General features: G+C 66.1%; 13 protein-coding genes. 5 read left to right on the top strand and 8 right to left on the bottom strand.

The window, feature by feature from the left end:
* Positions 1 to 393 precede the first annotated feature (393 nt).
* Entirely contained in the window at positions 394 to 1,059 is a 666-nt protein-coding gene (locus TF1_RS08745; protein ID WP_011293324.1) for a hypothetical protein, read from the top strand.
* 596 nt (positions 1,060 to 1,655) lie between these two features.
* Here TF1_RS08745 and TF1_RS08740 read toward each other — a convergent pair.
* Positions 1,656 to 2,171, bottom strand: coding sequence for an inorganic diphosphatase (locus TF1_RS08740; RefSeq protein ID WP_011293325.1), 516 nt, complete (start codon positions 2,169 to 2,171; stop codon positions 1,656 to 1,658).
* A gap of 80 nt (positions 2,172 to 2,251) precedes the next feature.
* Between TF1_RS08740 and dacB the strand changes: the two genes are divergently transcribed.
* Positions 2,252 to 3,646, top strand: coding sequence for a D-alanyl-D-alanine carboxypeptidase/D-alanyl-D-alanine endopeptidase (gene dacB / locus TF1_RS08735; protein WP_011293326.1), 1,395 nt, complete (start codon positions 2,252 to 2,254; stop codon positions 3,644 to 3,646).
* A 61-nt stretch (positions 3,647 to 3,707) separates the two neighbouring features.
* Here the strand turns inward: dacB and TF1_RS08730 are convergent, their stop codons facing one another.
* Positions 3,708 to 4,049 (bottom strand): hypothetical protein, encoded by a 342-nt coding sequence (locus TF1_RS08730; protein WP_011293327.1) that lies wholly within the window; start codon positions 4,047 to 4,049, stop codon positions 3,708 to 3,710.
* A gap of 511 nt (positions 4,050 to 4,560) precedes the next feature.
* Here TF1_RS08730 and TF1_RS08725 point away from each other — a divergent pair.
* Complete coding sequence (locus TF1_RS08725) at positions 4,561 to 5,853, top strand: MFS transporter (protein WP_011293328.1); 1,293 nt, start codon at positions 4,561 to 4,563, stop codon at positions 5,851 to 5,853.
* Between the two features lie 35 nt (positions 5,854 to 5,888).
* Here TF1_RS08725 and ispF read toward each other — a convergent pair whose 3' ends face one another.
* The 3 genes from ispF to phoU form a co-directional block, all read right to left on the bottom strand.
* The gene (gene ispF / locus TF1_RS08720; RefSeq protein ID WP_011293329.1) at positions 5,889 to 6,353 is read right to left on the bottom strand and encodes a 2-C-methyl-D-erythritol 2,4-cyclodiphosphate synthase; all 465 of its coding nucleotides are present in this window, start codon (positions 6,351 to 6,353) and stop codon (positions 5,889 to 5,891) included.
* A gap of 38 nt (positions 6,354 to 6,391) precedes the next feature.
* A complete protein-coding gene (locus tag TF1_RS08715) occupies positions 6,392 to 6,874 on the bottom strand; it encodes a CarD family transcriptional regulator (protein WP_011293330.1) in 483 nt (160 codons plus the stop codon).
* A 595-nt stretch (positions 6,875 to 7,469) separates the two neighbouring features.
* Entirely contained in the window at positions 7,470 to 8,132 is a 663-nt protein-coding gene (gene phoU / locus TF1_RS08710) for a phosphate signaling complex protein PhoU (RefSeq protein WP_016189365.1), read from the bottom strand.
* A gap of 123 nt (positions 8,133 to 8,255) precedes the next feature.
* On the opposite strand from phoU, the gene TF1_RS08705 reads away from it, so the two are divergent.
* Positions 8,256 to 9,434: a sensor histidine kinase gene (locus tag TF1_RS08705; protein WP_061783802.1), complete on the top strand. Its 1,179-nt coding sequence runs from the start codon at positions 8,256 to 8,258 to the stop codon at positions 9,432 to 9,434.
* A complete protein-coding gene (locus tag TF1_RS08700) occupies positions 9,431 to 10,123 on the top strand; it encodes a response regulator transcription factor (protein WP_011293333.1) in 693 nt (230 codons plus the stop codon). The genes TF1_RS08705 and TF1_RS08700 overlap by 4 nt, the downstream gene beginning before the upstream one ends.
* An 82-nt stretch (positions 10,124 to 10,205) precedes the next feature.
* Here the strand turns inward: TF1_RS08700 and TF1_RS08695 are convergent, their stop codons facing one another.
* From TF1_RS08695 to mshA, 3 genes are all read right to left on the bottom strand, one after another.
* Positions 10,206 to 10,949 carry a phosphoglyceromutase gene (locus tag TF1_RS08695; protein WP_011293334.1) on the bottom strand — a complete coding sequence of 248 codons (744 nt, stop codon included), beginning with the start codon at positions 10,947 to 10,949 and terminating at the stop codon, positions 10,206 to 10,208.
* A 76-nt stretch (positions 10,950 to 11,025) separates the two neighbouring features.
* The gene (locus tag TF1_RS08690) at positions 11,026 to 11,547 is read right to left on the bottom strand and encodes a YbjN domain-containing protein (protein ID WP_011293335.1); all 522 of its coding nucleotides are present in this window, start codon (positions 11,545 to 11,547) and stop codon (positions 11,026 to 11,028) included.
* Between the two features lie 76 nt (positions 11,548 to 11,623).
* Positions 11,624 to 12,688, bottom strand: a 1,065-nt coding sequence (gene mshA / locus TF1_RS08685) for a D-inositol-3-phosphate glycosyltransferase (protein ID WP_061783801.1), incomplete at its 5' end; no start/stop codon positions are given.

Genomic DNA, 12,688 nt, shown 5'->3' with positions numbered 1-12,688 from the left:
GCAACCGCGGTGCGGATCAGTCGATCAACAACAACACGAAGGAACCCGACACAGCGCACTGGCCACCCGCTGGAAGACCACTGGGGCCTGACGAGCGAGAGCTGTGTGGAACATGACCGTGCGCGTACGCATGTGGTTAAGCAGATCAACCTTGGGGTGCGATGTCAAGTCACAGGCGGCGAGCTGGAAAAGTGTCTCCTTGAGGCCTGGAATCGCCGCACCCGGCCTGTTTACGGAGAAGTTGTGTTTTTGGAGGGGCTAATGGTGACATTGGGCTTTGCCGAAAAGACTGATGTTGGGGTTGCGTAGGCACCGCAGCCGGACAGCGAGGGCGCTCCACCCGCCGGGACCGCGCCTCGGCTTTCGGGATCCACACCGGAGGTGAGACACCACGTGGGATATGGCGGAAACTCGCACACCGAGAACCTCAGGACCGTGGCGGTCGTCCCCGATTCCCTAGGCGCCCAGGTCACACGCTTCGCGATCCGGTCCCTCGTCGCCGTGGCCTCGGGGGTGATGGCCGCCGGATTCCTCGGCTGGCGGGCAGGCGCCCTGGTCGCGGTACTGGTCGCGCTCAGCTACCTGCTGTCCGCCACTCTCGCCCCTCACCTGCGCGCCCCGTGGGGAAGGGGCCGCCTGCTGCGTGCCTTGCACCGCAACGGTTACCACGTGGTCCCCTGTGACCAGTCCCGCCATGTGGCGATCGGCGCGGGAGGTGTCTACCTGCTGGAGACCCGGACGTGGCGGCACGTGGTCTCCCGGGACGGCGACACGATCATGCTGGGCACGCTGCCTGCACGGCGTGCCGCGGAGCGGATCAGCGCTCACGCGGCCCGTTTGGAACGCTCCCTGCACTTGGCGGAGAACTGGCCGGGAGTCAAAGTGACCCCGGTGATCACGGCTGCCGGACGCATGCCGGAACCGGTACTCCACGTGGGCCGCACGATCATCACCCGGCCCCGACAGGTGGTGGAGTACCTCTTGGCGCAGCCGACCATCCTCGACCCCCAGGATGTGACCGGTATCGCCCAGCGTTTCACTGCGTGCCCCGTCCCCTAGCGGGTCTGTCTGCCCGCCGGGCGCGGCCGTGCGGAACCGCGGTGCGGCCCGGACCGGCTTTCTCGGCAGGGGCACCGCACGCCACGGCGGTTTCCCCTGCCGGAGGAGTGCCGCGTGTCCCGGCCAGGAGACCCGTGGCTGGACAAGCCGTGCGCACCGCTCGGCTCTCCCTCCAGTGCGGTGCGCCCCGCGAACGGGGCCTACCCAGCAGCCCTGCACCGGGTAGCGGGACAGCCCGTGTTCCCCTCCCGTCGGGCTCCCCGCATGGTCCGTGTCAGGAAGCTGAGTGGAACGGTCGCCCCGGAAGCAGACGGCGCGCGCCAACCGCGCGGCCCGGGGCAACCAGTGCAGTCCACGGGGATTCCGCTGCCGATCACGGTCCGGCGCCCGGGTTTCCCTGGTCCGGGCTGATCGCTGAAGTCCGTACGAAGGTGGCGCTGGCCGCTGCGGCGGTGCATGGCATCGCCCGCCTGGACGTGTGCGGAGGGTCTGGTGTCCGTGGCCTGCCAGTCCGGTGGTCCAACCGTGGGGTGAGGCGTCTGTCAGGACCGGTGGCCTTGTGTCGCGACGACCGCGCCACCGCCGTCGGCTCCGGATCAGTCCAGTTTGAAGTACGCGCCGTGCTGCTGCCCGCTCTCGGCGGCGCGCTTGATGGAGTTCTTGATCTCCTGTTCCGCTTCGTGCCGGCCGACCCAGATGGCGCCTTCCACTGACTTGCCCGGCTCCAGGTCCTTGTAGACGGTGAAGAAGTGCTGGATCTCCAGCCGCTCAAACTCATTTACGTGATGAATATCACGCAAATGTTCCATGCGGGGGTCCGTCGCGGGGACACAGAGAACTTTGTCGTCTCCCCCGGCTTCGTCACGCATGCGGAACATGCCGATGGCGCGGCATCGGATCATGCAACCGGGGAAGGTGGGCTGCTTGAGCAGCACGAGGGCGTCCAACGGGTCACCGTCGTCACCCAGGGTGCCTTCGATGAAACCGTAGTCGGCAGGGTAACTGGTCGAGGTGAACAGCATGCGATCCAGCCGGATACGGCCGGTCTCATGGTCCATCTCGTACTTGTTTCGCTCTCCCTTAGGGATTTCGATCGTGACGTCGAATTCCATACTGTTCTCGGCTCCCCTGACGACTAATGTCGCCATAGTTCACAAGTTTTCGCGACGCCGACGGAAGGCAGGTACCGGGAGTGCGGAACGATCGACTCTGGGCTCTCCTCACCTTGGCCTTGCTCACCCTATTTGTGCTGACCACCGGCCTGGTCGCCCGCGACGTCATCGCCGCGCGCCCACCCGAGACCGTGCCTGTTCCCGTCGCGGTCGCAGAGGCGGTGCCTCTTCCGGACGCCGCGAATGCCGAGACCGTGGATCCGGCCCGACTCGCGGATAAGCTTGATGATCCCATGTCGCAGTCGGGCATCGGTGAGGGGCTCTCCGCATATGTCATCGACGCCGAGACCCACCAGGAACTCTACGCCCGCGATGCCGACGAAGGACTGGTGCCCGCCTCCACCACGAAAGTCGTCACCTCGGTGGCGGCGCTGCACGTGCTCGGCCCGGACGCGCAGATCCACACGGACGTCGTCCAGGGGGCTTCGCCGGAAGAGATCGTTCTGGTCGGCGGCGGCGACCCCACTTTGACCGAGAACGCCGACCCGCACCGCTACCCCCGGCTGGCCAGTCTCGAAGAGCTCGCCGAGCAGACCGCGGCGGCCCTGTCGGAGGCGGGGGTGACCGCGGTGCGGCTGGGCTATGACACGTCGGCTTATGCGGGTGAGCCGCTCGGCCCGGGCTGGAAGCAGGGCTACATCGACGAGGGCAGCACCGCATCGGTGCACGCCCTGATGGTGGACTGCGGGTTGGCCCGGGTCATCGACGAGTGCGGGCGGATCGACATCCCCGTGGAGAGCAAGTACGGTCCGCGGGTGGCTGATCCGCCGTTGGCGGCGGCGGAAGCGTTCGCCCGCAAACTGGATGAGGCCGGAATCAGTGTGCTGGAAACCCCGCAGCCGACCCAGGCGCCTGCGGGCGCGGAACTGCTGGCCCGGGTGTCGTCTCCACCGATTTCCGCGCTGGTGGAGAAGACCCTGATGGACAGTGACAACAATGTCGCGGAGGCGCTGGCCCGCCAGGTGGCGATCGCGCAGGGGGAGGAGCCCAGTTTTGCGGGCGCGGCCCGAGCAGTGATGGCGGTGATGGACGAGCTGGGTGTGGCGGGTGTGCAGGTCAGTGACGGCAGCGGCCTGTCGGTGGACACCCGGATCACTAGCAAGGCGTTGGCGACGCTTCTGGTGTTGGCCGCTGATCCGGAGCGGCCCGAGCTCTACCCGGTCCTTTCCGGGTTGCCGACCGCGCACAGCACGGGAAGTCTGAGCGCCCGGTACGCGCCGGAGAGCGATGCGGCCTCAGGTGCGGGGCTGGTCCGCGCCAAGACTGGAACTCTCAACGGGGTCAGTTCGCTGGCGGGAACCATTTACACCGCTCAAGGCCGTCTCCTGGTGTTCGCGTTTGTCGCAAACCATCCGAGCGCGACGGGGGCAGCCCTTGACCGTCTTGCCGCGGCCGTCGCGGAATGCGGGTGTTGAGCGTCGAAGTGTGCGGGACCGCAGGCCAGGGAGGGCTTGGTCTTCGGGGGGAGGAGCGGTTCTAGGCCGCGGTGGAGAGTCGGGGGGCGAACATCGCGTTGAGGAGGGCGGCTGCGCCGGAAGGATCGTTGGCGGGGTGGGTGACCGTTGCTCCGTTTTTGTCGCTCCAGATGAACTTGCCGTCACAACACCACACGTTGAGTCCGCAACGGGTGGAGATGAAGGCCACGTCCGAGGAGCCTGCCTGGTACCAGGGTTCGGCCCAGGTTTCGCGGAGTTCGACGAAGAGCGCTTCTACCGAACGGTCGGCGCGAAACCCGTGCCGAGGGAGACGCCGGATTCGAGCAGATTCCGCAAGTTTCGCCCGATAAGTCCGCGGATTGTTCAGACGTGGATGACTCAAGGTTTCTCCTGCTGGCTGGCGTAGTCGCCGCTGCGCTGCGGCACTCCTTCCCCTCTTCAGCGGCCACTGGCTGTGCCCGCCCGGTCGTCTCGCCTCCAGATGGCGGACAACCCGAGGACCACCCTTCTTTACGAGGAACAGATCTCTCCGTTACCTCTTAGTGATCCTCGAAACCGGGATGCTAGCAGCATCTCCCCCGCCACTGGAGCTACTTTGAGCTGTAGGCCATGTCACATTGTGATCTTCTTGCAACCATGACATGGTGTGTTTTTTGCCCAATCATTGCCTGATTTGCACCTTTCAGGCGCTGCCGCACACCCGTTGCTCCCGCCAGCAGCCAGGATCACCCACCTGGACCCGCAAGGCTCCCCTGCCTTCTGTCCCGCGCTGAGTCCCGCACCCGTGTATCCCGCTCTTCCGCATACCGGCCGCGTTTTCGGGGAGCTCCACCGAGGCTGAGGGTGACCGGAGGAGTACGATCAGCGCTGTTTTGGGCGCGAACAGGAGAATGATGACTCTGGAACCACCCCTGCGAAAAAACAGAGAAAGATCCGATCATGGGATCGATTCGGGAGGAGGCGAGCCTTCCGGCGGTCTCCGCGCCTGGCTGGTCTGGGGCACCGCCGCCACCGTCTACCTCCTCGCCATGTTCCATCGCAACGGGATGAGCGCGGCCGCCCTCCACGCCCAGGAACGCTTCGACATCGGTCCGGCCCTGCTCTCCACGCTACCGATGGTCCAGTTGGTGATCTACGTCCTGCTCCAGATCCCCTCCGGACTGCTCGCCGACCGGCTAGGACCGCGACGCTCGCTGCTCATCAGCCTGGGCGTCATGGCCGCAGGCACGGTCCTGTTCGCCGTCGCCCCTGACGCGCCCACTGCCATCGCGGGACGCATCCTCATCGGCGCAGGCGACTCCCTGGTCTTCCTCAACACCATCCGGCTCGCCGCCCTGTGGTTCCCCCGACGGCACTACAGCCTGGTCAGTGCGCTCACCGGCCTCGCTGGCGGCCTCGGCCAGCTCGTCAGCGCCGCCCCGCTGTCCGCCCTGCTGACCGCCTTCGGCTGGGAAGTCTCCTTCCTCAGCGCAGGAGCGGTGAACCTCGTCGTCGGCGCGCTCGTGCTGCTGGTGATCCGCGATCGCCCCGACGGCCGCCGCGCCCAGACGCACGCCCTCCTGTCGATGCGGGAAAGCCTGGCCGAAGCCCTGTCGCACCGGGGCCCCCGCGTCGGCATGGCCGCCCACGCCGTCATCATGGTGCCGTTCACCGTGCTCGGCGTGCTGTGGGGCTATCCCCTGCTCGAAGAGGGCTACGGGCTTTCCTCGCACACCACCGGCGTGCTGTTGACCGGGGCGATGCTCCTGCCCATGTCTCTCGTCCCGTTCCTGGGACGCATCCCCGGGCACTACCCGCGCGCCCGCAAGCCGATGGGACTGGGTTTGGCGTGGACCGTCACCCTGGTCTGGCTCGGTGTCGTGCTGTGGCCGGGCGGGCTGCCGCCGCTGCCAGTCATCGCGGGGGTGATCCTGGTGAGCGCTTTCGCCTCGGTGCTGGCCCCGTCGATCTCGTTCGACTACGCCCGGGACGGGCTGCCAGAGCAGCGCACCGGTGCCGCCTCCGGCCTCGTCAACATGAGCGGCTTCACCTCGGTGATGCTGGGCGTGGTGGGCGCGGGCATCGTGCTCGACCTCGGCCTGTCGTTCCAGGCCGCGTTCGTGCCCATGACACTGCTCTGCCTGGTGGCATCGACCGCAATGACGCTGCTTCTCCGGAACAGGCGGAGTCGTGCCGCTAAGAAATAGCGCCCCAGCGCTGCGGACCGCCGTGGAAAAGAGAGTCAGCGCACGCGCACGCACAATGCAGTAGCGACCGCCGCAATCCCTTCGCCGCGACCGGTGAAACCCAGGCCGTCGGTTGTGGTCGCAGCACAGGACACGGGCGCGCCTACCGCGGCGCTGAGCACTTTCTCTGCCTCGTGCCTGCGCGGCGCGAACTTCGGCCGGTTGCCGATGATCTGGATGGCGATATTGCCGATCTCATAACCGGCCGCACGAACACGTTGGGCGGCCTCGGTCAGCAGCGCCACTCCGGACGCCCCGCGCCAGCGGGGGTCGGAGGTGCCGAACTGCGAACCGAGGTCGCCCAGAGCACACGCCGAGAAGAGGGCATCGCAGGCGGCATGAGCCGCGACGTCACCGTCGGAATGCCCGCTCAGCCCCACCTCGTCAGGCCATTCGAGACCGGCGAGGAAAAGCGGACGTCCCGTTTGGAAAGGGTGAACGTCTGTTCCGACGCCCACCATCGGCAATTCACGAATCACATCTGTGTTTCTTGTGTTCGTTAACCGGCGAGAACCTCGTCGAGAAGAGCCTCGGCTTTATCCTCATTCGTCTTCTCGGCGAGCGCCAGTTCACTCACCAGAATCTGTCGGGCTTTCGCGAGCATGCGCTTTTCTCCGGCGGAAAGACCGCGCTCCTTATCACGCCGCCAGAGGTCCCGAACGACTTCTGCAACCTTGTTGACGTCGCCGGAGGCCAGCTTTTCGAGGTTTGCCTTGTAGCGCCGAGACCAGTTCGTGGGCTCCTCGGTGTGCGGCGCGCGCAACACCTCGAAAACCCGATCTAGACCTTCTTGACCAACCACGTCGCGGACGCCGACTTCCTCGGCATTGTCCGCGGGAACACGTACCGTAAGATCACCTTTGTCGACCTTCAGAACGAGGTAAGTCTTTTCCTCGCCCTTAATGGTCCGTGTTTCGATAGCCTCGATTCGAGCAGCCCCATGATGGGGGTAGACAACAGTGTCGCCGACCTTGAAAGTCATGTGACAAGTACCCCTTCCGCTACTACCAGGATACCACGAACTCGTCCCTTAACGCACCTATCGGATTTATGAATACGCAGGTCAAAGCCGCAATCACCGGCTTGACAAAGCAAGCTTGAGTAGCTGTCGAAGCATCGGAAAAACTCACGGGACACTCACCAGAGTCCGCTTCTCCTGATAGCGGTGGGAAACCCCCATTCTACCCGCGACCCCCCAAGTCGGCCATGGGTACGCCCAAGACAGGGCCATAGTCCTCCTACGATCCCGTCATCCCCTGTCCAGAAGCCCTTGCGAGGCACGGACCTCCCGAACAATTCGGGAGCAGAACCCCGGCCGCCCCACACGACATGGGCGAGCCCGGCCCTCTCGCGGCCGAACTCGCCCACTCCCCGTAGCAAAAAACCAGTAAAAATCCCGGCAACTCGCGGCGGGACGAGGTGGCACAGCCCATCTCCCGAGCCAGCCCTGCTCGGCCCCCCTGCTCCTGGCTCCGAAACATCCCGTCGCGGAGGAGCCGCGGTACTTCCCACCCCGGTCCGCTCCTGTTGCCGCCAGCCGACACCCATCACCCCGCTTCAGGGTCGGCGCAGCACGATCAGCCTTCCCCGTAGGAGTCCTTGGGCCGTTCCCCCGTCACCAGGTAGACGAGGTTGTCGGCAACGTGGACGGCGTGGTCCCCGAAACGCTCGTAGAACCGGCCTGCCAGGGTGACGTCCATCGTGGCTTCCACCCCGTACTCCCACTTCGACGACAGGATGCGCTCCAGCAGCTTGCGGCGGAGCCGGTCCATGCGGTCGTCGTCCTTGTCCAGTTCCCGGGCGGTCTCCACGTCCCGGTTCGCGACGACCTCCCCCGCTTTGATCACCAGCATCTCCGCCTGGTGGCCCATCTCCAGGACGATCGAGCGCAGCTCGGCCGGGATCGCCGAATCGGGGTACCTGCGCCGGGCGATCTTGGCGATGTGCACCGCGTGGTCCCCCATCCGCTCCAAGTCACCAGACATGTGGAGGGCGGTGATAATAGTGCGGAGGTCCTGCGCCACGGGCTGCTGCCGTGCCATGAGCGCCATGGCGCTGCTTTCGATCTCGTCGTTGAGGGTGTTGAGTTTTTCATCCCCCGAGATGACCTCTTGGGCCGCGTCGAGGTCGGCGTCCAGCAGTGCGGTGGTGGCGCGCGCAATCGCGTGCCGGGCCAGCCGGGTCATCTCGATCAGCCGGTCAGAGAGAGCGTCCAGCTCCTCGTGATAGGTGTCGCGCATGTCCTCAATCGTTCCAAGGGGTCTGTGAATCACCGAGGAATCCCCGGTGAACTCTTGAAAAAACTCCGCTCTACCAGCCCACCTTCCGGGTAGCGGCCCGTTCTGTCCGCTTACGATCGAATTGTGGAAGGGGAGCTGCTGGCCGCGATCGCGGGACTTGTAGGGCTCGTGACAGGAGTCGCGGCCGGTCTAGCGTTCCGCATCAGCGAGTCAAGCCATAGCCATACCCCCGATCCGGCCCCGCAATCGAGCCTCCCTCCCGGGATCGCCGAAGTACTTGCCGCACTGCCCTCGTCGGCAGTCGTCCTGGACTCCACCGACCGGGTGCTGCGCGCCAGTTCTGCGGCCCGGGCCTACCGGCTCGTCAGCGGTGACGAACTCGTCATCGGGGAACTGCTCGCTCTGGCCCGACAGGTCCGCAGAGACGGGGTGATCCGCGAAACCGAGATCGAAGTGTCTGTGCGCAGGTTCGGCCCTGACTCCACCACTTTTGCGGTCCGGGTCGCCCCGCTCGGCGCAACCGGGTTGATCCTGGTCCTGGCCGAAGACCAGACCGAGCGCCGCCGCGTGGAAGCGGTGCGCCGCGACTTCGTCGCCAACATCAGCCACGAACTCAAAACCCCGGTCGGCGCACTCTCCCTCCTCGCGGAGACGATCAACGACGCCAGCGACGACCCGGACGCTGTGCGTCGCTTCGCTTCCCGGATGAAACACGAGGCGGACCGGTTGACCAGCCTCATCCAGGACTTGATCACCCTCTCCCGCATCCAGGGAGCCGAACCCCTCTCCGAACCCGTCGAAGTCGCGGTGGATACCGTGGTGGAAGAGTCACTGGATGCGGTGCGTACCGCCGCCGACACAAAAAACATCGAACTGGTCTCCGGTGGCGCCGAAGGCGTCACCGTCATGGGTGACGAGGGCCTGCTGATCACCGCGCTGCGCAACCTGGTCGCCAACGCCGTCGCCTACAGCCCGGCGAACACCCGCGTCGCGGTGACGGTGCGGACCACCGACACCGCGGTGGAGATCAGTGTCGCTGACCAAGGAATCGGCATTCCCCCACAAGACCTGGAACGCATTTTCGAGCGCTTCTACCGAGTGGATGCGGCTCGAAGTCGGGCCACCGGAGGTACCGGCCTTGGCCTGGCCATTGTGAAACACATCATGACCCTGCATCGCGGGGAAGTGACAGTGTGGAGCAAAGAGGGCGAGGGGTCGACGTTCACCTTGCGTCTCCCCCGGTCCGAGACCCCGGAGCCGCCAGGCTCCACTGCCACAAGTGATCAGGAGGCAGCACAGTGACGCGTGTACTCGTCGTTGAAGACGAGGAATCCTACAGCGATGCCCTGTCGTACCTGCTTCGCAAGGAAGGCTTCGAGGTCGCCGTTGCCCCGACTGGAACGAGTGCTCTAGAGATCTTCGACCGTACCGGTGCTGATCTCGTCCTTCTCGACCTGATGCTGCCGGGCCTGTCCGGTACCGAGGTGTGCCGCACCCTGCGACAGAAGTCTAACGTCCCGGTGATCATGCTCACCGCCAAAGACAGCGAGATCGACAAAGTCGTCGGTCTCGAACTGGGTGCAGACGACTATGTGACCAAGCCCTTCTCGTCGCGGGAGCTGGTGGCCCGGATCCGCGCGGTGCTGCGCCGCCGCACCGCGGACGACACGGTGCTGCCCAGCGTCCTGGAAGCCGGGCCGGTCCGCATGGACGTGGAGCGCCACGTGGTGACGGTGCGCGGGGAAAACGTGCAGCTTCCTCTCAAAGAGTTCGAGCTGCTGGAAGTCCTGCTCCGCAACGCCGGCCGGGTGCTGACCCGTCCGCAACTGATCGACCGGGTCTGGGGGGCCGACTACGTGGGGGACACCAAAACCCTCGACGTCCACATCAAGCGGCTGCGCGCCAAGATCGAAACCGATCCCAGCAAACCGCAGCACATCATCACGGTCCGGGGCTTGGGCTACAAGTTCGAGCCCGAACCGGCTACGTGACTGCCGCTGCGAGCAGTTCCAGCACGCGCAAGGCGGCCGGGTCCACGGGGGCTCCGGCCGCCTTCGCGTCCACTGCTCCGGACTACTTGCCCTGGTTCTTGACCGCTTCGATGGCCTCTTTGGCCGCCTCGGGGTCCAGGTACTCGCCGCCCGTCTTCCGCGGAGTGAAGTCGTCGTTGAGCTCGTACACCAGCGGGATACCGGTGGGGATGTTGAGCCCGGCGATGCTCTTGTCGTCGATGTTGTCCAGGTGCTTGACCAGGGCGCGCAGCGAGTTGCCGTGCGCCGCGACCAGCACGGTGCGTCCCGCAGCCAGGTCGGGGATGATCGCGTCGTACCAGTAGGGCAGCATCCGCCGCACGACGTCTGCCAGGCATTCGGTGCGCGGCATCAGCTCGGGGGGCAGGGTGGCGTAACGCGGGTCGTTGTGCTGCGAGAACTCGCTGTCTTCGGCGAGCGGCGGCGGAGGCGTGTCGTAGGAACGCCGCCAGATCATGAACTGCTCGTCACCGAATTCGGCGCGGGTCTGCGCCTTGTTCTTTCCTTGGAGGGCGCCGTAGTGGCGTTCGTTGAGCCGCCAGGAGCGCTTGACCGGAATCCAGTGCAGTCCGGCCTCCTCAAGCGCGATGTTGGCGGTGCGGATGGCCCGCTTCAGCAGGGAGGTGTGGACCACATCGGGGCGGATTCCCGCCTCGGCCAGCAGCCTGCCCCCGCGGCGGGCTTCCTCTTCGCCTTTCGGGGACAGGTCCACGTCCACCCAGCCGGTGAACAGCCCTTCAGCGTTCCACACGCTTTCGCCGTGGCGCAGCAGAACCAGAGTCGACATGTGTCTCAGCCTAGCGACTCGCCCTGGCCGCCCACGGCGGAGGGCAGCGAATGGTCTACGCCAATTTTCCTAGGTTTCACCGGGCGCACCCGTCGTCAGAGCCCTGCTCCACCAGGTGGCGGAAGGCTTTCAGGTTGCGGCGGCTCACGCCGCGTTTGGTGCGCCATTCCCACTCCTTGCGGATCGCCGTGGCGAACCCGCGTTCCAGCGCCGGGTTGAAGTTCTCATCAGAGTAAGAGAGGAGGCACCCCAGCAGCCGGTCCACTTCCTGCGGGGTGATCCCGGCCAGCGGCAGCCGCCCGGTGATGTACACGTCGCCCACGTCGTCGGCGGTGAAGGCCATGCCGTACATGTCGGAGTTGCGCCGCATCAGGTAGCGGTAGAACTCGCCTTCGTTCTCGTCTGGCCGCCGGCAGAAGAAGCTCTTGATCAGCAGACTGTGTCTGCCAATGTTCAGCCACACCAGAGTCTTGAGCTTGCGCTCGCCCGGCAGGGTGACCAGGAAGGCGTCGGGCCGGGGCCGTTCGTACTCCAGTTCCGCTTCTTTGAGCGCTTGTTCGATCGCCTCGGCCGCGTCGACCTGTTCCTGTGTGGGCATACGGTCCTCTCTCGGTCGTGTCGTCCTGGGTGGGCTGTTCTCGTCGCCGTCCTCGCCTTCAGCGCACCGGCGGGGGTCACCGGCACGGCACGGTGAGTCGGCACTGGTGGAGGGCGTCGCGGTAGGCCGCCAGCAGCCCGTCCACGGTCGACTCCCAGCTCAGCCCGGAGGCGTGGTGGATGCCCGCGGCTCCCATGCGTTCCCGCCAACGGGGTTCGGTGATCATCCGGTGCAGCACGTTGGCGTAGTCGTGGGGGTCGTGCCCGTCGATGAGCACTCCGGAGACGCCGTCGCGCACCGCGGTGGGCAGGCCGCCGACGCGGGCCGCGACCACGGGAGTGCCGCAGGCTTGAGACTCCACTGCTACCAGACCGAAGGACTCCGAGTGGGAGGGCACCACGGTCACGGTGGCTGCCCGGTAGTAGTGGACGAGCTCCGCCCGTGGGCAGGGCGGTTCCAGGCGGACCAGGTCAGCGATGCCCAGGGAGTCCGCCAAGTCGGACAGCAGCCAGGGCTCCCGGTAGCCGGTTCCGGACTGGCCGCCGACTACTGCGACAACGAGGCGGTCACGCAGGCTGGGGTTGAGCTCCAGGAGGCGGGCAGCGGCGCGTAGCAGCACGTCGGGGGCTTTGAGCCGCTGCACTCTGCCGACGAACAGCAGCAGGATGGTGTCCTCGGGCAGGCCGAGACGGCGCAGCGATTCGGCGCGCGACCCGGGGGTGAAGGTCGTAAGGTCGACCCCTGGGAACACGGTGGAGACGCGCGAGGGGGAGGCGCCGTAGTAGTTGATGAGCTGGGCTGCCTCGTCGTCAGTGTTGGCGATGAGCCGGTCGGCGAGGGCGACCAGGGCGTCTTCTCCGCGTACTCGTTCCTCAGGCTCGGGGGTGTCGCCTTCGGCGAGGGACATGTTCTTCACCCGGGCCATGGTGTGCATGGAGTGCACGAGCGGCACGCCCCATTCCCGGGCGACGGGCCATCCGGCCTGGCCGGAGAGCCAGTAGTGGGTGTGGACTAGGTCGTAGCTGCCGCCGAGGTGCTCTGCTTCGGCGCGCAGCATGCCGTGCACGAACGGGCACAGGTAGTTGATCAGGGCAGTTTTGTCGAGTGTGCCGTAGGGGCCCGCCGCGATGTTGCGGACGGT

The sequence above is a fragment of the Thermobifida fusca NBRC 14071 = JCM 3263 genome (genome assembly GCF_001592045.1).
In the GTDB taxonomy this organism is placed as follows: domain Bacteria; phylum Actinomycetota; class Actinomycetes; order Streptosporangiales; family Streptosporangiaceae; genus Thermobifida; species Thermobifida fusca.
The sequence above is the reverse complement of the archived record's forward strand: the minus strand, read 5'-3'. Positions and strand labels throughout refer to the sequence as shown.

Coding starts and splice junctions, on each gene's coding strand:
- TF1_RS08740 (WP_011293325.1), bottom strand. CDS start 2,171: ATGGAATTCGACGTCACGATCGAAATCCCTAAGGGAGAGCGAAACAAG.
- TF1_RS08725 (WP_011293328.1), top strand. CDS start 4,561: ATGACTCTGGAACCACCCCTGCGAAAAAACAGAGAAAGATCCGATCAT.
- ispF (WP_011293329.1), bottom strand. CDS start 6,353: ATGGTGGGCGTCGGAACAGACGTTCACCCTTTCCAAACGGGACGTCCG.
- TF1_RS08715 (WP_011293330.1), bottom strand. CDS start 6,874: ATGACTTTCAAGGTCGGCGACACTGTTGTCTACCCCCATCATGGGGCT.
- phoU (WP_016189365.1), bottom strand. CDS start 8,132: ATGCGCGACACCTATCACGAGGAGCTGGACGCTCTCTCTGACCGGCTG.
- TF1_RS08695 (WP_011293334.1), bottom strand. CDS start 10,949: ATGTCGACTCTGGTTCTGCTGCGCCACGGCGAAAGCGTGTGGAACGCT.
- TF1_RS08690 (WP_011293335.1), bottom strand. CDS start 11,547: ATGCCCACACAGGAACAGGTCGACGCGGCCGAGGCGATCGAACAAGCG.